Raw genomic sequence first — 22,371 nt, 5'->3', positions numbered from 1 at the left:
ACAACAATATGAACATCACCAAGAGTCTGTTGCACATCGGTGTGCTGGGACTGTCACTGCTGGCCACCGGGGTCATGGCCGCGGTCTCGGCCGATGAAGCGGCCAAGCTGGGCACCAGCCTGACGCCGATGGGCGCGGAGATGGCCGGTAACGCTGCCGGTACCATTCCCGCCTGGAAACCCCTGGCAACCAACGCCGGTACCGTGGACAGCAAGGGTTTCCTGTCCAACCCATACGGCAGCGAGCAGCCGCTGTTCACGATCACTGCGCAGAACGTCGAGCAGTACAAGGACAAGTTGGCCCCCGGGCAGTACGCGATGTTCAAGCGCTACCCGGAAACCTTCAAGATGCCGGTTTACCCGTCTCATCGCGGGGCCACGGTGCCTGCTGAGGTGTTCGCCGCCATCAAACGCAATGCCACCAACACCAACCTGGTGTCCGGCGGCAACGGCCTGGAGAACTTCGAAACCGCGATTCCGTTCCCGATCCCGAAAAGCGGTGTGGAAGTCATCTGGAACCACATCACCCGCTATCGCGGTGGCAGCGTGACCCGTCTGGTGACCCAGGCCACGCCACAGGCCAACGGCTCCTACAGCCTGGTGTACTTCCAGGACCAGTTCGTGTTCCGCGACAAGATGAAGGACTACGACCCGAAAAACCCGGGCAACATCCTGTTCTACTTCAAGCAGAAGGTGACGGCCCCGGCGCGTCTGGCCGGTGGCGTGCTGCTGGTCCACGAGACCCTCGACCAAGTGAAGGAGCCGCGTTCGGCCTGGGTCTACAACGCTGGCCAGCGTCGTGTGCGCCGTGCCCCGCAAGTCTCCTATGACGGCCCGGGTACCGCCGCCGATGGCTTGCGGACTTCCGACAACCTGGACATGTACAACGGTGCGCCGGATCGCTACGACTGGAAACTGGAAGGCAAGAAGGAGATGTACATCGCCTCCGACAGCTACAAGCTCGACTCGCCGAGCCTGAAGTACGCCGACATCATCAAGGCCGGGCACATCAACCAAGACCTGGCTCGCTACGAGCTGCGTCGGGTCTGGCATGTGGTCGCCACCTTGAAGGAAGGTCAGCGGCACATCTATGCCAAACGTGACTTCTATATCGACGAAGACACCTGGCAGGCCGCGGTGATCGACCACTATGACGGTCGTGGTCAACTGTGGCGTGTGGCCGAGGCGCACGCCGAGAACTACTACGACAAGCAAGTGCCGTGGTATGCCCTGGAAACTCTCTACGACCTGCAGTCCGGCCGCTACCTGGCACTGGGCATGAAGAACGAAGAGAAGCAGGCGTATGACTTCGGCTTCACCGCGACCACCAGCGACTTCACTCCAGCCGCCTTGCGTCAGGACGGGGTTCGCTGATCCGCTGCAAATAGAGGCCGCATCCTCGGAAATTGCCCCGACTGGCTCGGGGCTTTTTTTTGCCTGGACGATTGTGGATTCGCAGATATGCACAACAATCTAGGCTGTTCCGGCAGGCTTTCTCCAGATGAATTAGTAGGTTGCCGGATAAACAACCGAAATAACGACTGATCAATCAGCTGTATCTGACCCATTTGGTCATAGTCTTTTTCACTCGAATGGTCGCAAAAATCTTCAACAGGTCGCTTTTTACCGCTAGTCTGCGGGCATCTGCTACGCCGACAACCCTACATCAATAAGAGTTGGCCATGACTGAGCTGTCCCCCCTTCAACGGTCTGCCAGCGCGGTGATTCCTGCGTTGGAAGGGCGTTTCTATCGACCCCCTCTGCCCGACGGATACGTGCAGCGGCCGCGTCTTTGCGAACGCTTGAGTGCCGGGTTGAAGGGCAGGCTGTTGCTGGTCAGTGCGCCGGCCGGGTTTGGTAAGAGCTCGTTGGCGGTGGAGTTTTGCCAGGGCTTGCCGGGCAACTGGCAGAGCCTATGGCTGGGGTTGAGCCGCCGGGACAGCGATCCCGGGCGTTTCCTCGAACGCTTGCTGGCCGGTTTGCAGCAGTACTTTCCCCAATTGGGCCGGCAGTCTCTCGGTCTGTTGAAAATGCGCCAGCGCCATCAGCCTTTCGCCTTTGAAGAGTGGCTGGATGGCTTGCTGGACGAACTGGCGCTTCACCTGTCTAGCAGCAGGCCGTTGTTGCTGGTCCTGGACGACTATCACCTGGCCCAGGGGCCGGTGCTTGATCGTTGCTTGCAGTTTTTCCTCAATCACCTGCCCGACGGCCTGCTGGTGCTGGTCACCAGCCGCCAGCGTCCGGATTGGCATCTGGCGCGGCTGCGGCTTTCACGACAGTTGCTGGAGCTGCATGAGCAGGATTTGCGCCTGACCCATGACGAGTCCCTGAGCTTGTTGGACCGCCACAGCAGTTCCTTGCGCGGCGAGGCTCTGGAAAGCCTGATCCAGCGCAGCGAGGGCTGGGTTGCCGGGCTGCGTTTCTGGCTGTTGGCAGCGTCCGAGGCTGGTGCGCTGGGCACCTTGCCTCAGGGACTGCATGGGGGCGAAGGGCTGATCCGCGACTACCTGCTGGAAGAGGTCATCGACTGCCTGCCCGCCGAGGTCCAGGCTTTCCTCTATGACACGGCGCCCCAGGAGCGCTTCTGCGCCGAGCTCTGCGACGCCCTGCGCGAAGCGCATGACAGTGCCGAGATCCTGGGTTTCCTGCAGGCTCACCAAGTGTTCCTGGTGCCATTGGACGAACACGGGCACTGGTATCGCTATCACCATCTGTTTTCCGATCTGCTGCGTACCCGACCCACGGCCAATACCCTGGTGCCGGCCGCCAGCCTGCATTTGCGTGCCTGTCGTTGGTTCAACGCTCAGGGGCTGCTGGATGAAGCCGTGGAGCAGGCGCTGCGTGCCGGACACCTGGATGTGGCGGCCAACCTGGTGCAGAACCTGTCGGAGGAGCAACTGCTGGCGGAGCAGAATGTCGGCATGCTGCTGCGCTGGAAGATGGACCTGCCCGACAGCCTGCTGATCAGCACACCGCGGCTGATCGTGCTCTACAGCTGGGCCCTGGGCCTGGCCTGCCAGTTGGACGCGGCAGAGGAACTGGCGGATCACCTGAGTCGTTTCCTGCCGGCGCCTTCGGCTACTGCGCAAAAGTCGATGCTGGCGCAATGGCTGGCCTTGAGCGGGATCATCGCTCGTGGGCGGGGCCAGCGGGAACGGACCCTGGCCTACTGCGGCGAGGCTCTTGAAAGCCTGCCGCACAAGCGTTACGGACAGCGCCTGATGTGTCTATCGACCTTGTCCAACCTGGCGATCACCGACGCCGACCTGTGGCGCGCCCGCAGTCTCAATCGCGAATCCCTGGAGTTGGCGCAGCGGGTCGGCAATCCGCTGTTCGAGGCCCTGGCCCATTACGATCGGGCCCGGGTTCTGCAGGCGCGGGGCGAGGTGCTCAGAGCGCTGGAGGAGGTGCACCAAGGGCTGCGACGGCTGCAGGGACTGTCGGCTCAGCGGCTGTACGCGGTGCGGGCCCGGCTGACCCTGTATGAAGGTTATCTGTTGACGCTGCGTGCCCAGCCTGAGGCCGGCCTGGTGCGTTTACAGGCCGGGTTGCTGGAGGCGCGGGCCTGTCGCGACATCAGCGTGTTGATCGCCCATTGCGTGATCGCCAAGCAGGAAGGCCTGCGGAGCGAGTTTTCCCGGGCCTTTGCCGAGTTGGCCGAGGCCGAGCGCCTGATGCACATCTGGGACGTGCCGCCGATCTACTACTTGGCGATGATCACTCTGGTGAAGTGCGAGCTCTGGCTGGCCCAGGGCCGCATCGACCTGGCCGAGGCCTGGCTGGCGCGTCTGGGCCAGACCTACACTGGAGAGCAGGCTGCGGCGCCGCCGGAGTTCCATCCGCAGTTGCCCTTGCACATCGAATTGCAGCAAGCCCAACTGGAAACCATCAAGGGCGACTCCGCCCGGGCCGAACAGCGCTTGAGTCGATTGGTGGAGCATGGCCAGCAAAGCGGTCGGCAGTTGTTGAGCGTTATGGCCCTGACCCAGAAAACCCTGCTGTTGCTGGCGTCCGGGCGCGGCGCAGAGGCACGACGGGACTTTGCCCAGGCCCTGGAAGCAGCGGTGGGGGGCGCAGTGCAACCTTTCGAGAGCTTGATCCGCAGTCACCCCTGCTGGATGCGCGAGCAATTGCAGCACTGTGTGTCGACCGCTTTGACTCAGGCTCTGTTGCAGCGTTTGCCTGCTGCCCCCCGTGAGCTTCCCGAGGCGGCTCATAGTGAGTCGTTGAGTTCCCGGGAGCTGTCGGTGCTGCAATTGATTGCTCAGGGGTGTTCCAATCAGGAAATCAGCGAGCGCTTGTTCATTTCGCTGCATACGGTGAAAACCCACGCCAGCCATATCAACAGCAAGCTGGGGGTTGAGCGACGTACACAGGCAGTGGCACGGGCCCAGGAGTTGGGGTTGCTGGGGTAGGCGCTACCCCGCCGGCCAGGGCTTTTGGCGGCCGCGTCGAGGTCGGCCAACCGGCTGCAGCTGCGCCGTGATACAGCGTCGGGCCCGGGGTTATCGGGCCAGGTGCTGTTTGCAGTAATCGGCGAACAGGCGCGCCGGCTTGGTCAACTGGCCACGTTTGAGCCAGGCCGCCACCAGGCCGGAGCCGGTCACGTCCTCGACAATATCCACGCACACCACCGGCTTGCCGTCGTAGGAGCACTGGGAGTGGGGGCGGGTTACCAGAATCGAAAAGCCGAAGCCCTGGCCCACCATGCCCCGCACCATCTCGATGGAGGGCGAGCTGAAGGCGATCTGTGGCGTCAATCCCAGTTCCTCGAACAGGCTGACGAAGTAGGTCCGGCTCGGTTGCACATCCAGCAGGATCATTGGTTCCAGGCTCAGGTCACGCAGTGAAACCTGGGCCTGCTGGGCGTAGCGGTGGTCGGCGGGAAGCAACGCATAGGGCCGTTGCGGTGGCATCAGTGGTTCGGTTTCGATGGTGCCGTCCAGTTCGTGCTCGTACAGGATCACCAAGTCGAACGCACCGCCGGTCAAGCCCTGTACCAGTTCCTGCTGTTCGCCATCGCGGATGCGGATTTCCACCCCGGGATACAGGGCACTGAAGCCGGCGATCAACTGCGGCAGGTACAGCGGTGCCACGGTTTCAAAGCAACCGATGTCGATCTGTCCGGCCACCACGTCGTTGTCCGCCAGGGCGTTCTGCTCGAACTCCTTGGCCATGCGCAGCAGTTCCTGAGCCTTGCGGTAGAAGCGTGCACCACTTGGGGTCAGGGACACCCCCAGGGCGTGGTGGCGGATCAGCAATTGCACGCCGAAGCTGTCCTCCAGGCCCTTGATGGCGGTGGAGATCGACGGCTGGGCGATATACAGCTTGCGTGACGCTTCAGCGACGCTGCCGCATTCGACGGTGGTGATGAAGTACTTGAGTTGACGCAGATTGTAGGCGGCCACAGCGAACCTCGTTCTGATTCGGCTCTAGAGTGCACTGCGCAAGATGCAGCCCGCTTCCTGCAAGCAAGTTATGCACCGACAAGCCTCCCGGGCTTGGTTTCTTGTCCGTCAACGATACTCACAAACGCTGTCGGAAAGGGCGGGGTCTAGGCAGTTTTTTCATCGCTTGTGAACAGGTATTTCCTGGCCTTGAGCGATCTCGACCAGGACGATGGTTTTCAACTTTACGCCTCTGGAGCGCTCTGCGGTGCAGGCAGCTCCTCGGCGGGCGGGGCGGCATTGAAGTCCAGGGTGACCGTGAAGAGTTGCTGTTCCATCAGCACCTCAATGCGCCAGCCGAGCCGGGCGCTGAGTTGCCGCATCAGTTCCAGGCCCAGGCCATAGCCAAAGTCGTTGGATGGCTCCAACTGCTTGGCTTCCCGGATGCGGTTGACGATGCGCAGTTGTGGGTAGTCGAAATTGATCTCGACACTGCCCTCATCGGCGTATTGCAAGGCATTGCGCAGGAAGTTGCCCACCACGATGCGGCAGGCGGTCAGAGGCAAGCGGCAAGGGGTGCTGCTGATGTCCAGCAGCAGTTCGATATCCCGTGTACCGATCAGGTAGCGGTGTTCCTCGATCAGTTCAGTGACCAGGCCGCTCATGTCGATGGGTTCCTCGGGCAAGGGTTCTGGCAGTTCCCGGCTCATCCACAGCAAGGTTTCGGCGATGCGCTGCATGTTCAATACCGAGCGCTCGATACGTTGCAGGGGCGGCGGCAGGACGCCGCCGGATTGCAAGGTCAGCAGTTCGATATTGGCCTTGAGCACCGCCAATGGGGTGCGCAGCTCATGGCTGGTGTAGCGCAGCAGGCGGCCTTCTCGCAGGCTGGCGGCCTGCACCTGCTGCACGCTTTGGGCCAGGGCATCGGCGAGCACGTTGAACTCCTTGAAACCGAAATTAGGTCGCTGGCCGGACACCGCGTCCGCATCCTTGAGGGTCGAGGACCACTGGGCCAGGCGCTCCAGGGGCCTTACCAGCCACCAGACCAGCAGGACAATGATGATCAGCGCCGGGACGAACACCGCCAGGCTGATGAGGTTGACGCCGCGCAACTGGCGCTCGATGTAGGCGTCGGACAGTGGCGTCTCCACTTCGCCGCCTTCTTCCTTGTCGTGGTCGACGTCGAACATGTACAGGGTCTTGCCGTCGCTAAGGGGCTGGGCCAGGACCGCCCGCCCTTCATCCTCGTCATCGGAGTCCAGGTCGCCGAAGGCCTGCAGCGCGCCGAAGGACAGGCTGGGCGGAGTGTCCAGCAGCTGACGGATTTTCTCCGGCAGCGCCTCTTTGCCTATGACGCTGGTATAGAAGTAGTTGTGCGGCGGTGGGGTGTTTGGATCTTTCTTGTAATGCCTGGCGAAGTACTGGGCTTCCTCCTCCATCATGGCGCTGGCGGTATAGAGCAGGCCACGGATACTGTACTCGGGCAGCAGCAGGCTGTAGATCAGCAACACCACGGCAATCAGCAGCAGGAAGCTGCCGCTGATCACCCATTTCAGACCCAGACCGTTACGCATGTGACCTCATCTGAATGCCAATACCAGGGAGGGTGTGGATCAACGGTTGGCCGAAGGATTTGTCCACGGTCTTGCGCAATCGGTGCATGTGCACCTTGAGGGTATTGCTGTCCGGTGGCTCGTCGCCCCAGATCATGGTCTCCAGGCGTTCCCGGGTTACCGGTTCCGGACTGGCACGCATCAGGCATTCCAGCAGGGTCCAGCAAATGGGTGACAGATGCAGTTCTTGCCCGGCGCGGCTGACCTTGCGGGTAGACAGCTCCATCACCAGGTCGGCCACTTGCAGGCGGCTTGCCTGGCCGCTGCGGCGCATGCTCAGGGCTCGGATACGGGCCACCAGTTCCGCCATTTCAAAGGGCTTGACCAGATAGTCGTCAGCCCCGGCGGCGAAGCTGGCGAGTTTGTCGGAAAGGGCATCCAGCGAGGTGAGCATCAGGATCGGCGTCTGGCTGCCTTGCTGGCGCAACTGTTGGCACAGCTGCTGGCCGTCCAGTCGCGGCAACATGATGTCCAGCAGGATGACGTCGTAGTGCTGGCTTAAAGCCAGGTTAAGGCCGGTCTGGCCATTGCTGGCGTGGTCGCAGACGATGCCGCTGATTTCCAGGTACTCGATGACGGTGTTGGCTAGGTCGAGGTTGTCCTCGACCAATAGCAGTTGAATATGCACGGAAACGTCCCCTTGGACCCTTGGCGCTTGATGGGCCGAAGGATAGCGGAGTCAGGCCGCTTTCTGCCGATGTTTACCCGGTGTTAACCCGGCCGTCTCTAAGCTCGGGCTCTTCTTAACTCCAGAGCGTGGCACGGCCATGAACCTGATTTCGGTAGTCAAAGGAATCCTGCTGGTCCTGATACTTCTCGTCCTGATGGCCTGCGTCCTGCCTTCCCAGGCACCTTTGGGGCGCCTGGGAGGGGGCGGCCCCCTGAGTTGGTTACTGATTGGCCACAGTGTTGAGCGGGCGGGATCCGAGCATGTCATCAGTGCATGCTGATAAGACCGGCGCCAGCTACACCGATCAGTTGGTGCTGTGCCTGGTGCTGATTCTCTGTGTATCGATCTCCCTGGGGATCTACATCATGCGCTTCAATGCGCAGATCGACCGGCAGCGCGAATTGTCCCCGGTGCACTTGCTCGAATGCGGCCAGGGGCGCGGGGCCTTCATTGTCGACCCTCATGGACAGCGCAGTAGCAGTGACAACTGTTTCCTGGTGGATGAGGACAACTAGTTTCGGGTCTGCTCGGCACTCAGAACGATTCGCCGTCGAATTCAAGCACAAGAAACGTGGTTCTTGCGCTTGAATCTCGTTTTACAGTGTCGGCGTACTGAGAAGACGGCCATGGACCACTGGGTTCCGGGTCCGATTCCACTGGCGGATTGAAGGAGACCTGAGATGTCCTGCGTATTCAAACTGATGCCGTCCCCCGTTGGCCAACTGACCCTGGTGGCCAGAGGGACCAAGCTGGCGGCGATTCTCTGGGAGCACGAACGGCAGAACCGGGTACGTCTCGGGCCGTTGCAGGAGTCGGTTGATCATCCCCTGCTGCTGGAAGCCGAGCGCCAGCTTCGGGAATACTTTGCAGGCAGCCGTGAGCGCTTCGAGCTTGAGCTGGATTTCGTCGGTACCGAGTTTCAGTGCAAGGTCTGGCAGGCCTTGCTGACCATCCCTTTCGGTGAGACCCGCAGCTACAGCCAGATCGCCCAGCAGATTGGCAGTCCCAAGGCGGTGCGGGCGGTGGGTGCAGCCAATGGCCGGAACCCGATCTCGATTGTGGCCCCCTGTCATCGAGTGATCGGTGCATCGGGGAGCCTGACCGGCTTTGCCGGAGGGCTTGAAGCCAAGCAGTTCCTGCTGGCACTGGAGGGGGAGGAGACGCTGCAACTGGCGTTCTGAGTGAGTGTTGGCGGTGAGCTGTGCCAGAATGCGCCATCGATTTTTCTGGAACGCTTCCATGGACGCCGCCAAACCCAGCCTTATCCGCGAAACCTTCCCCGTCGGCCCTTTGCAGTGCAACTGCACCATCATTGGCGACCCGCTGACCAAGAAAGCCATAGTTGTCGATCCGGGAGGCAATCCCGATTTGATCATGGCTCGCCTCGATGCCCTCGGGTTGAAGGTGGTGAGCATCATTCATACCCATGCGCACCTGGATCATTTTCTTGCCTCCGGGCAGATGAAGGAAAAGACCGGCGCCACTTTGCATCTGCATAAGGACGACCAGTTCCTGTGGGACAACCTTGAGATGCAGTGCAGCATGTTCGGCGTGCCCTACACCCCGGTCCCGTCCCCGGACCGCTGGCTGGGCGACGATGAGGAACTGGCCTGCGGTTGCGGCGTGGCCCTGCATACTCCCGGGCACACTCCGGGTTCCATGAGTTTTTGGTTTTCCGAGGCTAAGCTTCTGATTGCCGGCGACACGCTGTTCAAGCGCGGGGTCGGGCGCACGGACTTGTGGGGCGGGGATCAGGCCACCCTGGTGCGTTCGATCAAGCAGCGTCTGTATACCCTTGATGAAGATGCCACAGTGGTTGCCGGGCACGGTCCAGACACTCGATTGGGCGATGAGATGCGCCAGAATCCGTTTGTGAGGGCCTGACTTTTAGCCAGGCTGCTGACGGAATTTTTGCCACTCTGTGTGTTCCAACGCTAGCTAAGGTCTGTTGCCAACGTCCGCTGCACCACAGAATGCAAAATGTAGGAGTTTTCCATGTTCACCTCGCGTCGTTTGATTGTTGTCGCTACTGCTGTGGCCTTGTTGTCCGGCTGCGCTTCGCCTAACCCCTATGACAATCAGGGGCAGGCCGACGGCGGCTCGTCGGGCATGAGCAAAACTGCAAAATACGGTGGCCTGGGTGCCCTGGCTGGTGCATTGGCCGGTGCTGCCATTGACCACAATAACCGTGGCAAGGGCGCGTTGATCGGTGCCGCGGTGGTGGGGGCATCCGCTGCCGGTTACGGTTACTACGCCGACCAGCAGGAGAAAAAACTGCGCGCCAGCATGGCCAATACCGGGGTTGAAGTGCAGCGTCAGGGTGATCAGATCAAGCTGATCATGCCGGGCAACATCACGTTTGCCACTGATTCGGCGAATATCGCCCCAAGCTTCTACCAACCGCTGAACAACCTGGCCAACTCCCTGCGCGAGTTCAACCAGAACCAGATCGAGATCGTCGGCTACACCGACAGCACTGGCAGCCGTCAGCACAACATGGACCTTTCCCAGCGTCGTGCCCAGAGCGTGGCGACCTATCTCACGTCCCAGGGGGTGAGCAGTGCCAACCTGTCCGCTCGCGGTGCTGGTCCGGACAATCCGATTGCCAGCAACGCCGACGTCAATGGCCGTGCGCAGAACCGTCGTGTAGAGGTCAACCTCAAGGCGATTCCGGGCCAGCAGTATCAGCAGCAAGGTCAGCAGTACCAGCAGCCCTACCAGCAGTACTGATCGACTCGACTGCAATCCCAGGTACAAAAAAGCCCGCCCGATGCAAATCGGGCGGGCTTTTTAATGACTGAAGCGGTTACTTCTTCAGGCCGTAGTGCTCGTCGAGCATACCCGGAGCGTTTGGCGTCTTCGGCGCGTAGTCCCGTGGTGGCTCCTGATCCCGCGGTGGAGTCAGGCGCTCCCGTGGAGTTTGTGCCGACTCGGAATGCAGTGCAGCCAGCAGGCGTTGCCGGGTCAGTTCGTCCAGGGCCAGGCGGTTGGCACCCTCGGCGAGATGGTCCTGCACTTCCTGATAGCTCTGGGTGAGCTTTTTCACCAGGGTGGCAGTGCTGTTGAAATGGGTGACCACTTCATTTTGATAATTGTCGAAACGTTCCTGAATATCGTCCAACTGACGCTGCGTGCGGTTAGGCGCGGCATTGGGCAGCAGGCGAGCAACCAGGAATCCAATGGCGACACCCGCGACCAGGGCAAGAGTCGGCAACAACCAAACTAAGAGCGAGTGTTCCACGAGTCCTTCCTCTATAAACGGCTTTGCTTTACGTTAACGGCTCGAACCTGCGCTGTATACCGCGATTCACTCGCAATAGATTGGCACAGACCATTTGCTAGACGAGTCGACCCCCTTCGAGGTCACGGAGTTCCTTCCTTGCTAATGCGTGAAACCCCTGTAGTGATTGCCGGCCCGGTGGGCCAATTGGAAGCCCTGTATCTGGAGGTGCCCGATCCTCGTGGTGTGGCACTGATCTGCCACCCCAACCCGGTGCAGGGCGGCACCATGCTCAACAAGGTGGTGTCCACCTTGCAGCGCACCGCGCGGGATGCCGGCCTGATCACCTTGCGCTTCAACTACCGGGGCGTTGGTGCCAGTGAAGGCAGTCACGACATGGGCAGTGGCGAAGTCGATGACGCCCAGGCTGCCGCCCAGTGGTTGCAGGCCAAACATCCTGAACTGCCATTGACCCTGCTGGGGTTCTCCTTCGGCGGTTTTGTCGCCGCCAGCCTTGGCGGGCGCCTGGAGGCCCAGGGCGTGCAGCTCAAGCACCTGTTCATGGTGGCGGCGGCGGTGACCCGTCTGCGGGATACCGACCAGTTGCCGGAAAACTGCCCGCTGACCCTGATCCAGCCGGAAACCGATGAAGTCATTGACCCTCAAGCGGTCTATGACTGGTCCGACGCGCTTGTTCGCCCCCATGAGCTGCTGAAAGTGGCAGAATGCGGGCACTTTTTTCATGGCAAGCTCACTGATCTCAAGGATCTGGTGCTGCCGCGACTTTCGAATTGATAGCAGTCTGATAAGCGATTACCCATGACTACTCGTACGCGTATCCTCACCGGCATCACCACCACCGGTACCCCGCACCTGGGCAACTACGCTGGCGCGATTCGCCCGGCGATCCTTGCCAGCCGTGACAGTAATGCCGATTCCTTCTACTTCCTGGCCGACTATCACGCGCTGATCAAGTGCGATGACCCTTTGCGCATTCAGCGTTCGCGCCAGGAAATCGCGGCGACCTGGCTGGCGGGCGGCCTGGATGTGGAACGTGTGACCTTCTATCGTCAGTCGGACATTCCGGAGATTCCGGAACTGACCTGGCTGCTGACCTGCGTAGCCGCCAAGGGCCTGCTCAATCGTGCCCATGCGTACAAAGCATCGGTGGACAAGAACCTAGAGGCCGGTGAAGACCCGGATGCCGGCATCACCATGGGGCTCTACAGCTATCCGGTGCTGATGGCCGCAGACATCCTGATGTTCAACGCGCACAAGGTGCCGGTGGGCCGTGATCAGATCCAGCACGTGGAAATGGCTCGGGACATCGGCCAGCGTTTCAACCATCTGTTTGGCCAGGGCAAGGAGTTCTTCACCATGCCCGAGGCACTGATCGAGGAGAGTGTCGCGACCCTGCCTGGCCTGGACGGTCGCAAGATGTCCAAGAGCTACGACAACACCATCCCTTTGTTCACCAGTGCCAAGGACATGAAGGACGCGATCTCGCGGATCGTCACTGACTCCAAGGCGCCGGGTGAGGCCAAGGACCCGGACAACTCCCATCTGTTCACTCTGTTCCAGGCGTTTTCTACCCCGGCACAGGCCGCCGAGTTCCGTACTGAGCTGTTGCAGGGGCTGGGCTGGGGCGAAGCCAAGAACCGCCTGTTCCAGTTGCTGGATGGTGAATTGGGCGAGGCTCGTGAGCGTTACCATCAGTTGATCGCCCGTCCCGGGGATCTTGAAGACATTCTGCGTGCCGGCGCCGCCAAAGCTCGGGCTGTGGCCACGCCGTTCCTTGCCGAGCTGCGTGAGGCCGTGGGCCTGCGCTCCTTTGCCAGTCAGGTGCAAGTTGCCGCCACGACCAAGAAAAAGGCCGCTAAGGCCGCGCGCTTCATCAGCTTCCGTGAAGACGATGGTAGTTTCCGTTTCCGCTTGCTGTCCGCCGATGGCGAGCAGTTGCTGCTGTCGCGTCACTTCGCCGATGGCAAGGCTGCTGGTGCGGTGACCAAACGACTGCAATCGGGGCAGGAGCTGGATCTGCGTAGCGAAGCCGGCAGTTTCAGCGTTTGGCTGGATGGCGCCTGCGTGGCTGACAGCCCAGCCTTCGCTGACGCTGCCGCGCGTGACGCAGCCATTGAAGCGCTGCGGATTGCGCTGACCCCAGCGCAGGACTAATCGGAATCTTCCCGACCAAGGGCTGATTGCCATTCCCCAGGGCCGTCGCTAAAGTGACGGCCCGTTTTTGTTGCCTTGCTAACGAATTATGACGCCCCTAGAACGATACCAAGCAGATCTGAAACGCCCGGACTTCTTTCATGACGCGGCACAGGAAACCGCTGTGCGTCATCTGCAGCGCCTGTATGAGGATCTGATTGCAGCCGAGCAAAACAAGCCGGGTTTGCTCGGCAAGCTCTTTGGCAAGAAGGATCAGGCGCCGGTCAAGGGGCTGTACTTCTGGGGCGGAGTAGGGCGTGGAAAGACTTATCTGGTAGACACCTTCTTCGAAGCCTTGCCGTTCAAGGAAAAGGTTCGTACGCACTTTCACCGCTTTATGAAGCGCGTACACGAAGAAATGAAAACCCTGGGTGGCGAAAAGAATCCGCTGACCATCATTGCCAAGCGTTTCTCACAAGAGGCGCGGGTGATCTGCTTCGATGAATTCTTCGTGTCTGATATTACCGATGCGATGATTCTCGGCACCCTGATGGAAGAGTTGTTCAAGAACGGTGTGACCCTGGTGGCGACGTCGAACATCGTTCCGGATGGCTTGTACAAGGACGGTCTGCAGCGTGCGCGCTTTTTGCCGGCCATTGCCCTGATCAAGCAGAACACCGAGATCGTCAACGTCGACAGCGGCGTCGACTACCGTCTGCGGCATCTGGAGCAGGCGGAGCTGTTTCACTATCCATTGGATGAAGCTGCCCATGAAAGTCTGCGCAAGAGCTTCCGTGCGCTGACGCCAGAGTGCACTCAGGCGGTGGAAAACGATGTTTTGATCATCGAGAACCGAGAAATTCGTGCGCTGCGCACCTGTGATGATGTGGCCTGGTTCGACTTCCGTGAGCTGTGCGATGGCCCTCGTAGCCAGAACGACTACATCGAACTGGGCAAGATCTTTCATGCCGTGCTGCTCAGTGGCGTGGAGCAGATGAGTGTCACCACGGATGATATTGCTCGGCGTTTCATCAACATGGTCGACGAGTTCTATGACCGCAACGTCAAGCTGATCATCTCCGCCGAGGTCGAGCTCAAGGACCTCTATACCGGAGGGCGCTTGACGTTCGAGTTCCAGCGCACTCTCAGCCGGTTGCTGGAGATGCAGTCCCACGAGTTTCTGTCGCGGGCGCACAAGCCATAATCTCGAGTCGATGAAAAAGGGCCTGCATTGCAGGCCCTTTTTTTATGCCGCCTGCTGCTGGAACTGCTGGCGGTACTGATTGGGTGAGAGTTCGGTGTGTTGGCGGAACAGGCGGGCGAAGAAGCTGGCGTCGTCGTAGCCGACTTCATAGCTGATGGTCTTGATGCTCTTGCGCGTTCCCGAAAGCAGGCCCTTGGCGGTTTCGATGCGTAGACGCTGCAGGTAGTGCAGGGGCTTGTCGCCGGTAGCCGTCTGAAAGCGGCGCATGAAATTGCGAATGCTCATGCCATGTTCGCGAGCCACGTCCTCGAAGCGGAACTTGTCGGCGAAGTGCTCTTCAAGCCAATGCTGGATCTGCAGGATGATTACATCCTGATGCAGTTTCTGGCCGCCGAAGCCGATGCGTCCGGGGGCGTAGCTGCGTTGCACTTCATAGAGGATGTCCCGAGCCACGGCCTGGGCCACGTTGGCTCCACAGAAGCGTTCGATCAGGTAAATGTACAGGTCGCAGGCCGAGGTGGTGCCGCCGGCGCAATAGAGATTGTCGGCGTCTGTCAGGTGCTTGTCCTGGTTGAGCTGGACCTTGGGGAAGCGCTCGCTGAAGGCGTTGAAGAAGCGCCAGTAAGTGGTGGCTTCCTTGCCGTCGAGCAGTCCGGCTTCAGCCAGCCAGAAAACCCCGGTGGCTTCACCGCAAAGCACTGCACCGCGGGCGTGCTGGGCGCGCAGCCAGGGCAGTATCTGTGGATAACGCTGGCACAGGGTGTCGAAGTCATCCCAGAAGGCCGGGAGAATGATCACATCGGTATCTTCCAGCGCACCGTCCACCGGCATGATCACATTGCTGAAGCTGCAGACTGGCTGGCCGTCGGGGCTGACCAGGCGAGTTTCGAATGCCGGAGTCAGGCCTTGGCCCAGCTGTTTGCCGTAACGCAGGCTGGCCAGATGGAAAAAATCCTTGGCCTGCATGAGGGTGGAAGCGAAAACCCGGTCGATAGCCAGGATGCTGACGCGCCGCAAGGGCGTGGAGGTTTGGTTAGACATAATTCAATTGTTCTTATAGGGGAAAGTGGTCACCAGACGGCTGGATCGTCTTATTTTTTGTCGGATGTGTCCAGTGTCCCGTGCAGGTGCCTGGGCTTAGGCTCTGGCAGCCAACCCATGATCAATCAACATCACAGGTGCCTGCATGATCCCTAGAACCTTGTTCAGTTCCGAGCATGAACTCTTTCGTGACAGCGTGCGTACGTTCCTTGAAAAAGAGGCTGTGCCTTTCCATGGTGAGTGGGAAAAACAGGGCTTCATCGACCGTCAGTTGTGGAGCAAGGCTGGGGAGGCGGGGATGCTGTGTTCGCATATTCCCGAGGAGTACGGCGGTCTGGGGGCGGATTTTCTCTACAGTGCGGTGGTGATCGAGGAGATCGGCCGTCTGGGGCTGACCGGCATTGGTTTTTCTCTGCATTCAGACATTGTTGCGCCCTACATCCTGCACTACGGCAGTGAGGCGCTGAAGCGCAAATACCTGCCCCGTCTGGTGTCGGGGGATATGGTCACGGCCATTGCCATGACCGAGCCGGGTGCGGGCTCTGACTTGCAAGGGGTGAAGACCACGGCAGTGCTCGACGGCGACGAGTATGTGATCAATGGGTCCAAGACCTTTATTACCAACGGCTATCTGGCGGACCTGGTGATAGTCGTGGCCAAGACCGATCCCAAGGCTGGAGCTAAGGGCACCAGCCTGTTTCTGGTTGAGGCCGATACTCCCGGGTTCTCCAAGGGCAAGCGCCTGGAAAAGGTTGGAATGAAGGCTCAGGACACCTCCGAGCTGTTCTTCCAGGATGTGCGAGTGCCCAAGGAAAATCTGCTGGGGCAGGCTGGGGCAGGCTTTGCCTACTTGATGCAGGAGTTGCCCCAGGAGCGCCTGACCGTGGCGATTGGTGGCCTGGCCAGTGCCGAGGCCGCGTTGCAGTGGACCCTGGAATACACCCGCGAACGCAAGGCCTTTGGCAAGGCAATTGCCGATTTCCAGAATAGCCGCTTCAAGCTGGCTGAAATGGCCACGGAAATTCAGATCGGCCGGGTCTTTGTCGATCGCTGCCTGGAGTTGCATTTGCAGGGCAAACTCGATGTGCCGACGGCGGCCATGGCCAAGTACTGGGGCACCGATCTGCAGTGCAAGGTACTCGATGAGTGCGTGCAACTGCACGGCGGCTACGGCTTCATGTGGGAGTACCCGGTGGCCCGGGCCTGGGCCGATGCGCGGGTGCAGCGCATTTATGCCGGGACCAACGAGATCATGAAGGAAATTATCGCCCGTTCACTGTAGGAACCGGCTTGCAGGCAAATGGTGCGACGTGTCCATTCGTTGGCAAGCCAGCTCCTGTAGACCAGTTAAGGCGCAGGGTTGGGGTGATCCTTGTGGATTGCCTCTATCCCGGCGAGGACTTCTTCCGACAACTTCAAGGTGGCGCTGGCGATGTTGCTGTCCAGCTGTTCCAGTGTGGTGGCGCCGATGATGTTGCTGGTCACGAACGGCTGTTGAGTGACGAAGGCCAAGGCCATCTGTGCCGGGTCCAGACCATGCTCGCGGGCCAGCGCCACATAACGGCTGCAGGCCGCTTCCGACTGAGGGTTGAAGTAGCGGCTGAAGCGGCTGTAGAGGCTCAGTCGAGCCTTGGCTGGTCGGGCGCCTCCCTCGTACTTGCCGGACAGGTAGCCAAAGGCTAATGGAGAGTAAGCCAGCAGGCCGCATTGTTCGCGAATGGCGATTTCCGCCAGGCCCACCTCAAAGCTGCGGTTGAGCAGGTTGTAGGGGTTCTGGATCGAAACTGCGCGAGGCCAGCCACGACTTTCGGCCAGGGCGAGGAACTTCATGGTGCCCCAGGGCGTTTCGTTGGACAGGCCGATATGGCGGATCTTGCCGGCCTTGACCTGTTCGTCCAGCGCTTCGAGGGTTTCTTCCAGCGGTGTGAAGTCTTCGTCGGCCTGGTGCCTGTAACCCAGCTGACCGAAGAAGTTGGTGCTGCGCTCGGGCCAGTGCAATTGATAAAGGTCGATCCAGTCGGTCTGCAGGCGCTTGAGGCTGGCATCCACGGCTTCGACTATGTGTTTGCGGTTGTGCTTGAGTTGTTTGTCGCGGATGTAATCGATGGTGTTGCCTGGGCCGGCGATCTTGCTGGCCAGGATCCAGTCGGCGCGATCGCCGTGTTGCTTGAACCAGTTGCCTATGTAGCGTTCGGTGGTGGCATAGGTTTCGGCCTTGGGTGGCACCGGGTACATTTCGGCGGTGTCGATAAAGTTGATTCCGGCGTTCTTGGCTCGCTCGATTTGAGCGAAGGCTTCAGCCTCGGTGTTCTGCTCGCCCCAAGTCATGGTACCCAGGCAAATCGCACTCACATTCAGATCGGTTCGGCCCAGCTGGCGGTAGTCCATCGGGTACTCCCTTGGCAAAACAATCATAAAAGCAGGTTGAATTTTTTTTCGCAATCTGCATAATTCGGCAGCTCTTTCTGCAGTGGAAGTGATGCGCCGCCTGCCGAAGAATCTTGCCGTATATCAGACGCGCTGACCCGAGCCCCCGATAGCGTCTGTGTCCGGCTGCCTTTGACCTTGTCAAAGTACGCACTATTCAGTAAGATCCGCCGTCTATTTTGCTGGGCGGCCCCTGAGGCTATAAAGAATGAAAACTTTTACTGCTAAACCGGAAACAGTAAAGCGCGACTGGTTCGTCGTCGACGCTGCTGGTCAGACCCTGGGTCGTCTGGCCACTGAAATCGCGAGCCGTCTGCGTGGCAAGCACAAGCCTGAGTACACTCCTCACGTTGATACCGGCGACTACATCGTCGTAATCAATGCCGAGCAGGTACGTGTTACTGGCGCTAAAACCACTGACAAAATGTACTACTCCCACTCCGGTTTCCCGGGCGGCATCAAGTCGATCAACTTCGAAAAGCTGATCGCTAAAGCCCCTGAGCGCGTGATCGAGACCGCGGTAAAAGGCATGCTGCCTAAGAACCCGCTGGGTCGCGACATGTACCGTAAGCTGAAAGTCTATGCGGGCGCTGCTCACCCTCATACTGCTCAGCAGCCCCAAGAACTGAAGATTTAACGGAATAGTTCATTATGTCGGCGACTCAAAATTACGGCACTGGCCGTCGCAAGACTGCAACCGCACGCGTTTTCCTGCGTCCGGGCACTGGCAACATCTCGATCAACAACCGCTCCCTGGATAACTTCTTCGGTCGCGAAACTGCCCGCATGGTAGTTCGTCAGCCGCTGGAGCTGACCGAGACTGTTGAGAAGTTCGATATCTACGTTACCGTTATCGGCGGCGGTGTAAGTGGTCAAGCTGGCGCAATCCGCCACGGTATCACTCGCGCTCTGATGGATTACGACGAAACTCTGCGCAGCGCTCTGCGTAAAGCTGGCTTCGTAACCCGTGACGCACGTGAAGTTGAGCGTAAGAAAGTGGGTCTGCGTAAAGCGCGTAAGCGTCCGCAATACTCCAAGCGTTAATTCGCTACTGCGTTCAAAAGCGCCCAGTCTCCTCGCGGAGCTGGGCGTTTTTTATTGTCTGAAATTTGCGCTGTGACAACTTGCCACATCCGCGCAGGCCCTATACTACAAGGCTTCGGGCTGGGTCGGCTTGGTAATTACCTTGTCAGAATAGGGGCTTTTCATTACCATTCGGCAAAATTTTTATAAGTTCAGATTTTTACTTAGTAGATGCCTGATTTAACAGGCCACAAAGCTGATGGGAGAGGACTGAATGAGCAATGACGGCGTGAATGCAGGCCGGCGTCGCTTCCTAGTAGCAGCCACATCCGTGGTGGGTGCTGCTGGAGCGGTGGGGGCTGCGGTCCCGTTCGTGGGGTCATGGTTTCCCAGTGCCAAGGCGAAAGCCGCAGGTGCACCGGTGAAAGTGAATATCAGCAAGATCGACCCAGGTCAGCAGATGATTGCTGAGTGGCGTGGTCAACCGGTATTCATCGTCCGCCGTACAGAGGAAATCCTGGGGAATCTTAAAAAGATCGAGGGCCAGCTGTCTGACCCTGACTCCAAGAACTCGGTACAACCAACCTACGTCGATCCGGAAGTGCGTTCGATCAAGCCAGAGATTTTGCTGCTGATCGGGATCTGTACTCACCTGGGTTGTTCTCCGACCTTCCGTCCTGAAGTGGCGCCCGCTGATTTGGGTAAGGACTGGGTAGGTGGCTATTTCTGCCCTTGCCACGGCTCCCACTACGACCTGGCTGGTCGCGTCTATAAAGCGCAGCCTGCGCCCCTGAACCTGCCAGTACCCCCGCATTCCTATGAGTCGGATGACATCATCGTCATTGGCGTCGACACGGAGAAAGCGTGATGAGCAAGTTCATGGATTGGGTTGATGCGCGCTTCCCAGCGACCAAGATGTGGGAAGACCATCTCAGCAAGTATTACGCTCCGAAGAACTTCAACTTCTTCTATTTCTTTGGCTCCCTGGCACTGCTGGTACTGGTTAACCAGATCGTTACTGGTGTCTGGTTGACCATGAGCTACACCCCTTCGGCGGAAGAAGCCTTTGCTTCCGTTGAATACATCATGCGCGACGTCGAGTACGGCGCGATCCTGCGTTTGCTTCACTCCACCGGCGCTTCGGCGTTCTTCATCGTGGTCTATCTGCACATGTTCCGTGGCTTGCTCTACGGTTCCTACCAGAAGCCTCGTGAGCTGGTGTGGCTGTTCGGCATGCTGATCTACCTGGCGCTGATGGCCGAGGCCTTCATGGGCTACCTGCTGCCTTGGGGGCAGATGTCCTACTGGGGTGCCCAGGTGATCATCTCGCTGTTCGGTGCGATCCCCGTTATTGGTGACGACCTGACTCAGTGGATCCGTGGTGATTACCTGATTTCCGGGATTACCCTGAACCGCTTCTTCGCTCTGCACGTGGTAGCCCTGCCGATCGTGATTCTCGGTCTGGTGGTGCTGCACATTCTGGCGTTGCACGAGGTGGGTTCGAATAACCCGGATGGCGTAGACATCAAGAAGAACAAGGATGAGAACGGTATCCCGCTGGATGGCATTCCTTTCCACCCTTACTACACCGTGAAGGATATCGTCGGTGTAGTTGTGTTCCTGTTCATCTTCTGCTCGATCGTGTTTTTCTTCCCTGAGATGGGTGGTTACTTCCTCGAGAAACCGAACTTCGAACCGGCCAACCCATTCAAGACACCTGAGCATATTGCTCCTGTTTGGTACTTCACTCCGTTCTACGCGATTCTGCGTGCGGTGCCAGACAAGCTCTTGGGTGTTATCGCCATGGGCGCTGCAATTGCGGTCCTGTTCGTGCTGCCTTGGCTCGACCGTAGTCCGGTCAAGTCCATGCGCTATAAAGGCTGGCTGAGCAAGATCTGGCTGCTGGTGTTCTGCGTCTCGTTCGTGATCCTGGGTGTGTTGGGTGTGTTGGCGCCGACTCCAGGCCGTACGCTGTTGTCGCAGGTGTGTACCTTCCTGTACTTCGCCTACTTCATTCTGATGCCGTTCTATACCAGGCTCGAGAAGACCAAACCGGTTCCGGAAAGGGTGACTGGCTGATGAAAAAGCTATTTGCTGTACTGATTCTTGCTGCTATGCCTGTGTTGTCTTTCGCGAATACCGCGGGTCCTGAGTTGGAGAAGGTTGATATCGACCTGTCCGACAAGGCTGCCTTGCAAGATGGTGCGCGTACTTTCGCCAACTACTGCATGGGTTGCCACAGCGCCAAGTTCCAGCGTTATGAGCGGGTCGCCGATGACCTGGGCATTCCTCACGACTTGATGTTGAGCAAGCTGGTTTTCACCGGTGCCAAGATCGGTGACCACATGAACATCGGCATGCAGCCGGCTGATGCCAAGACCTGGTTCGGCGCTGCGCCGCCAGACTTGACTCTGGTGGCTCGCGTGCGTGGTACCGATTGGCTTTATGGCTACCTCAAGTCCTTCTATGAAGATCCTGCGCGCCCTTGGGGCGTGAACAACAAGGTCTTCCCGAACGTTGGTATGCCTAACGTCCTGGTCGGTCTGCAAGGGCGTCAAGTTGTCGGTTGCAAGCAGGTGCAAATCGTTGAAGGCGGTAAGAAACAATACGATCCGCTGACTGGTACGCCCCTGACTCACGAGGCGTGCGACCAGCTGACAGTCAAAGAGGGTACCGGTACTCTCAATGAGGCTCAGTTCGACGAGAAGGTCAAGAATCTGGTGACCTTCCTGGCTTACTCGGCCAACCCTGTCAAACTGCAGCACCAGCGCATCGGTACTTACGTGCTCTTGTATCTGGCCTTCTTCTTCGTGTTCGCCTATCTGCTCAAGCGCGAATACTGGAAGGATGTGCATTAATAGCGTTTTAAGCATCAGTTGTTGAACATGCGCGCCTAGGGGCGTCTCTGAAACTGTAACAACCCTGTATCATTCGGGGGTTACCAGAGGCGCCCTGAGGGCGCGCTTGTTTTTTCTGCTTCCGATAATTTCAACAAGCGAGGAGGATCGCCATGGGCGTGACCAATCGGTTGGCCTGTTACTCCGACCCCGCCGACCACTATTCCCACCGGGTGCGCATTGTGCTTGCGGAGAAGGGTGTCAGCGCCGAGATCATCAGTGTGGAGGCGGGGCGTCAGCCGCCGAAACTGATCGAAGTGAACCCTTACGGGAGCTTGCCGACGCTGGTCGATCGGGACCTGGCGTTGTGGGAATCGACAGTGGTGATGGAATACCTGGATGAGCGTTACCCTCATCCTCCATTGCTGCCGGTCTACCCTGTTGCGCGTGCCAACAGTCGCTTGCTCATCCATCGGATCCAGCGTGATTGGTGCGGGCAGGTGGATCTGATTCTGGATTCGCGGACCAAGGAGGCGGTCCGGGTGCAGGCGCGTAAGGAGTTACGCGAAAGTCTGACAGGGGTTTCCCCACTGTTCGCCGATAAGCCATTTTTCCTCAGTGAGGAACAAAGCCTGGTGGACTGCTGCCTACTGCCCATACTCTGGAGGTTGCCAATCCTGGGTATCGAACTGCCGCGGCAGGCCAAGCCGCTGCTTGATTATATGGACCGCCAATTTGCGCGTGAGGCTTTCCAGGCAAGTTTGTCTGGTGTCGAACGTGATATGCGCTGAGG

Annotated in this window: 22 protein-coding genes; 16 read left to right on the top strand and 6 right to left on the bottom strand. The window is 59.2% G+C overall.

From position 1 onward, the window contains the following. The first annotated feature begins 8 nt into the window (after positions 1-8). Both DWF74_RS10225 and DWF74_RS10220 read left to right on the top strand, forming a co-directional pair. Positions 9-1,373: a DUF1329 domain-containing protein gene (locus DWF74_RS10225; protein WP_115580891.1), complete on the top strand. Its 1,365-nt coding sequence runs from the start codon at positions 9-11 to the stop codon at positions 1,371-1,373. 308 nt (positions 1,374-1,681) lie between these two features. Further along, a complete protein-coding gene (locus tag DWF74_RS10220; protein ID WP_102860293.1) occupies positions 1,682-4,414 on the top strand; it encodes a LuxR C-terminal-related transcriptional regulator in 2,733 nt (910 codons plus the stop codon). 90 nt (positions 4,415-4,504) lie between these two features. Here the strand turns inward: DWF74_RS10220 and DWF74_RS10215 are convergent, their stop codons facing one another. The 3 genes from DWF74_RS10215 to DWF74_RS10205 form a co-directional block, all read right to left on the bottom strand. Beyond that, positions 4,505-5,407 carry a LysR family transcriptional regulator gene (locus DWF74_RS10215; RefSeq protein WP_102860294.1) on the bottom strand — a complete coding sequence of 301 codons (903 nt, stop codon included), beginning with the start codon at positions 5,405-5,407 and terminating at the stop codon, positions 4,505-4,507. 224 nt (positions 5,408-5,631) lie between these two features. Beyond that, positions 5,632-6,963 (bottom strand): sensor histidine kinase, encoded by a 1,332-nt coding sequence (locus tag DWF74_RS10210; protein WP_102860295.1) that lies wholly within the window; start codon positions 6,961-6,963, stop codon positions 5,632-5,634. Further along, positions 6,956-7,630, bottom strand: coding sequence for a response regulator transcription factor (locus DWF74_RS10205; RefSeq protein ID WP_102860296.1), 675 nt, complete (start codon positions 7,628-7,630; stop codon positions 6,956-6,958). The genes DWF74_RS10210 and DWF74_RS10205 overlap by 8 nt, the downstream gene beginning before the upstream one ends. A 302-nt stretch (positions 7,631-7,932) precedes the next feature. On the opposite strand from DWF74_RS10205, the gene DWF74_RS10195 reads away from it, so the two are divergent. The 4 genes from DWF74_RS10195 to DWF74_RS10180 all read left to right on the top strand — a co-directional run bounded on the left by DWF74_RS10195 (position 7,933) and on the right by DWF74_RS10180 (position 10,402). Then, positions 7,933-8,187, top strand: a complete 255-nt coding sequence (locus tag DWF74_RS10195; protein ID WP_102860298.1) for a hypothetical protein — start codon at positions 7,933-7,935, stop codon at positions 8,185-8,187. Positions 8,188-8,352: 165 nt separating this feature from the next. Beyond that, positions 8,353-8,853: a methylated-DNA--[protein]-cysteine S-methyltransferase gene (locus tag DWF74_RS10190; protein ID WP_102860299.1), complete on the top strand. Its 501-nt coding sequence runs from the start codon at positions 8,353-8,355 to the stop codon at positions 8,851-8,853. A 58-nt stretch (positions 8,854-8,911) separates the two neighbouring features. Beyond that, positions 8,912-9,556 (top strand): MBL fold metallo-hydrolase, encoded by a 645-nt coding sequence (locus DWF74_RS10185; protein WP_015636939.1) that lies wholly within the window; start codon positions 8,912-8,914, stop codon positions 9,554-9,556. Between the two features lie 111 nt (positions 9,557-9,667). Beyond that, positions 9,668-10,402 carry an OmpA family protein gene (locus DWF74_RS10180; RefSeq protein ID WP_102860300.1) on the top strand — a complete coding sequence of 245 codons (735 nt, stop codon included), beginning with the start codon at positions 9,668-9,670 and terminating at the stop codon, positions 10,400-10,402. A gap of 76 nt (positions 10,403-10,478) precedes the next feature. Here the strand turns inward: DWF74_RS10180 and DWF74_RS10175 are convergent, their stop codons facing one another. Further along, entirely contained in the window at positions 10,479-10,913 is a 435-nt protein-coding gene (locus DWF74_RS10175) for a YhcB family protein (protein WP_102860301.1), read from the bottom strand. Positions 10,914-11,057: 144 nt separating this feature from the next. On the opposite strand from DWF74_RS10175, the gene DWF74_RS10170 reads away from it, so the two are divergent. The 3 genes from DWF74_RS10170 (at position 11,058) to zapE (ending at position 14,250) form a co-directional block, all read left to right on the top strand. Then, the gene (locus DWF74_RS10170; protein ID WP_102860302.1) at positions 11,058-11,687 is read left to right on the top strand and encodes an alpha/beta hydrolase; all 630 of its coding nucleotides are present in this window, start codon (positions 11,058-11,060) and stop codon (positions 11,685-11,687) included. Positions 11,688-11,711: 24 nt separating this feature from the next. Next, on the top strand, positions 11,712-13,067 hold the full coding sequence (locus DWF74_RS10165) for a tryptophan--tRNA ligase (RefSeq protein ID WP_102860303.1): 1,356 nt from the start codon (positions 11,712-11,714) through the stop codon (positions 13,065-13,067). Positions 13,068-13,155: 88 nt separating this feature from the next. Further along, the gene (gene zapE / locus DWF74_RS10160; RefSeq protein ID WP_102860304.1) at positions 13,156-14,250 is read left to right on the top strand and encodes a cell division protein ZapE; all 1,095 of its coding nucleotides are present in this window, start codon (positions 13,156-13,158) and stop codon (positions 14,248-14,250) included. A gap of 42 nt (positions 14,251-14,292) precedes the next feature. On the opposite strand, the gene DWF74_RS10155 is transcribed toward zapE, so the two are convergent. Next, positions 14,293-15,192 carry a GlxA family transcriptional regulator gene (locus DWF74_RS10155; RefSeq protein WP_170001537.1) on the bottom strand — a complete coding sequence of 300 codons (900 nt, stop codon included), beginning with the start codon at positions 15,190-15,192 and terminating at the stop codon, positions 14,293-14,295. Between the two features lie 244 nt (positions 15,193-15,436). On the opposite strand from DWF74_RS10155, the gene DWF74_RS10150 reads away from it, so the two are divergent. Next, positions 15,437-16,573 carry an acyl-CoA dehydrogenase family protein gene (locus tag DWF74_RS10150; RefSeq protein WP_102860306.1) on the top strand — a complete coding sequence of 379 codons (1,137 nt, stop codon included), beginning with the start codon at positions 15,437-15,439 and terminating at the stop codon, positions 16,571-16,573. Between the two features lie 65 nt (positions 16,574-16,638). Here DWF74_RS10150 and DWF74_RS10145 read toward each other — a convergent pair whose 3' ends face one another. Continuing rightward, complete coding sequence (locus DWF74_RS10145; RefSeq protein ID WP_102860307.1) at positions 16,639-17,679, bottom strand: NADP(H)-dependent aldo-keto reductase; 1,041 nt, start codon at positions 17,677-17,679, stop codon at positions 16,639-16,641. A 247-nt stretch (positions 17,680-17,926) separates the two neighbouring features. On the opposite strand from DWF74_RS10145, the gene rplM reads away from it, so the two are divergent. From rplM to DWF74_RS10115, 6 genes are all read left to right on the top strand, one after another. Further along, a complete protein-coding gene (rplM, locus tag DWF74_RS10140) occupies positions 17,927-18,355 on the top strand; it encodes a 50S ribosomal protein L13 (protein WP_007928449.1) in 429 nt (142 codons plus the stop codon). A gap of 14 nt (positions 18,356-18,369) precedes the next feature. After that, positions 18,370-18,762, top strand: coding sequence for a 30S ribosomal protein S9 (rpsI, locus tag DWF74_RS10135; protein ID WP_003228056.1), 393 nt, complete (start codon positions 18,370-18,372; stop codon positions 18,760-18,762). Between the two features lie 253 nt (positions 18,763-19,015). Continuing rightward, the gene (gene petA / locus DWF74_RS10130; protein WP_047306018.1) at positions 19,016-19,609 is read left to right on the top strand and encodes a ubiquinol-cytochrome c reductase iron-sulfur subunit; all 594 of its coding nucleotides are present in this window, start codon (positions 19,016-19,018) and stop codon (positions 19,607-19,609) included. Then, positions 19,609-20,820: a cytochrome b gene (locus DWF74_RS10125; protein WP_102860309.1), complete on the top strand. Its 1,212-nt coding sequence runs from the start codon at positions 19,609-19,611 to the stop codon at positions 20,818-20,820. The genes petA and DWF74_RS10125 overlap by 1 nt, the downstream gene beginning before the upstream one ends. Beyond that, on the top strand, positions 20,820-21,599 hold the full coding sequence (locus DWF74_RS10120; protein WP_115580890.1) for a cytochrome c1: 780 nt from the start codon (positions 20,820-20,822) through the stop codon (positions 21,597-21,599). Before DWF74_RS10125 ends, DWF74_RS10120 begins: the two co-directional genes overlap by 1 nt. 152 nt (positions 21,600-21,751) lie before the next feature. Next, positions 21,752-22,369, top strand: coding sequence for a glutathione S-transferase N-terminal domain-containing protein (locus DWF74_RS10115; protein WP_102860311.1), 618 nt, complete (start codon positions 21,752-21,754; stop codon positions 22,367-22,369). Positions 22,370-22,371 lie beyond the last annotated feature (2 nt).

The organism is Pseudomonas protegens (genome assembly GCF_003363755.1).
Classification (GTDB): Bacteria; Pseudomonadota; Gammaproteobacteria; order Pseudomonadales; family Pseudomonadaceae; genus Aquipseudomonas; species Aquipseudomonas danubii.
This window is presented reverse-complemented; position numbering and strand designations above follow the sequence as displayed.

Coding starts and splice junctions, on each gene's coding strand:
- DWF74_RS10145 (WP_102860307.1), bottom strand. CDS start 17,679: ATGGACTACCGCCAGCTGGGCCGAACCGATCTGAATGTGAGTGCGATT.
- DWF74_RS10115 (WP_102860311.1), top strand. CDS start 21,752: ATGGGCGTGACCAATCGGTTGGCCTGTTACTCCGACCCCGCCGACCAC.
- DWF74_RS10150 (WP_102860306.1), top strand. CDS start 15,437: ATGATCCCTAGAACCTTGTTCAGTTCCGAGCATGAACTCTTTCGTGAC.
- DWF74_RS10220 (WP_102860293.1), top strand. CDS start 1,682: ATGACTGAGCTGTCCCCCCTTCAACGGTCTGCCAGCGCGGTGATTCCT.
- DWF74_RS10165 (WP_102860303.1), top strand. CDS start 11,712: ATGACTACTCGTACGCGTATCCTCACCGGCATCACCACCACCGGTACC.
- rpsI (WP_003228056.1), top strand. CDS start 18,370: ATGTCGGCGACTCAAAATTACGGCACTGGCCGTCGCAAGACTGCAACC.
- DWF74_RS10170 (WP_102860302.1), top strand. CDS start 11,058: ATGCGTGAAACCCCTGTAGTGATTGCCGGCCCGGTGGGCCAATTGGAA.
- rplM (WP_007928449.1), top strand. CDS start 17,927: ATGAAAACTTTTACTGCTAAACCGGAAACAGTAAAGCGCGACTGGTTC.
- DWF74_RS10185 (WP_015636939.1), top strand. CDS start 8,912: ATGGACGCCGCCAAACCCAGCCTTATCCGCGAAACCTTCCCCGTCGGC.
- DWF74_RS10225 (WP_115580891.1), top strand. CDS start 9: ATGAACATCACCAAGAGTCTGTTGCACATCGGTGTGCTGGGACTGTCA.
- DWF74_RS10125 (WP_102860309.1), top strand. CDS start 19,609: ATGAGCAAGTTCATGGATTGGGTTGATGCGCGCTTCCCAGCGACCAAG.
- DWF74_RS10195 (WP_102860298.1), top strand. CDS start 7,933: ATGTCATCAGTGCATGCTGATAAGACCGGCGCCAGCTACACCGATCAG.
- zapE (WP_102860304.1), top strand. CDS start 13,156: ATGACGCCCCTAGAACGATACCAAGCAGATCTGAAACGCCCGGACTTC.
- DWF74_RS10180 (WP_102860300.1), top strand. CDS start 9,668: ATGTTCACCTCGCGTCGTTTGATTGTTGTCGCTACTGCTGTGGCCTTG.
- DWF74_RS10120 (WP_115580890.1), top strand. CDS start 20,820: ATGAAAAAGCTATTTGCTGTACTGATTCTTGCTGCTATGCCTGTGTTG.
- DWF74_RS10210 (WP_102860295.1), bottom strand. CDS start 6,963: ATGCGTAACGGTCTGGGTCTGAAATGGGTGATCAGCGGCAGCTTCCTG.
- DWF74_RS10190 (WP_102860299.1), top strand. CDS start 8,353: ATGTCCTGCGTATTCAAACTGATGCCGTCCCCCGTTGGCCAACTGACC.
- petA (WP_047306018.1), top strand. CDS start 19,016: ATGAGCAATGACGGCGTGAATGCAGGCCGGCGTCGCTTCCTAGTAGCA.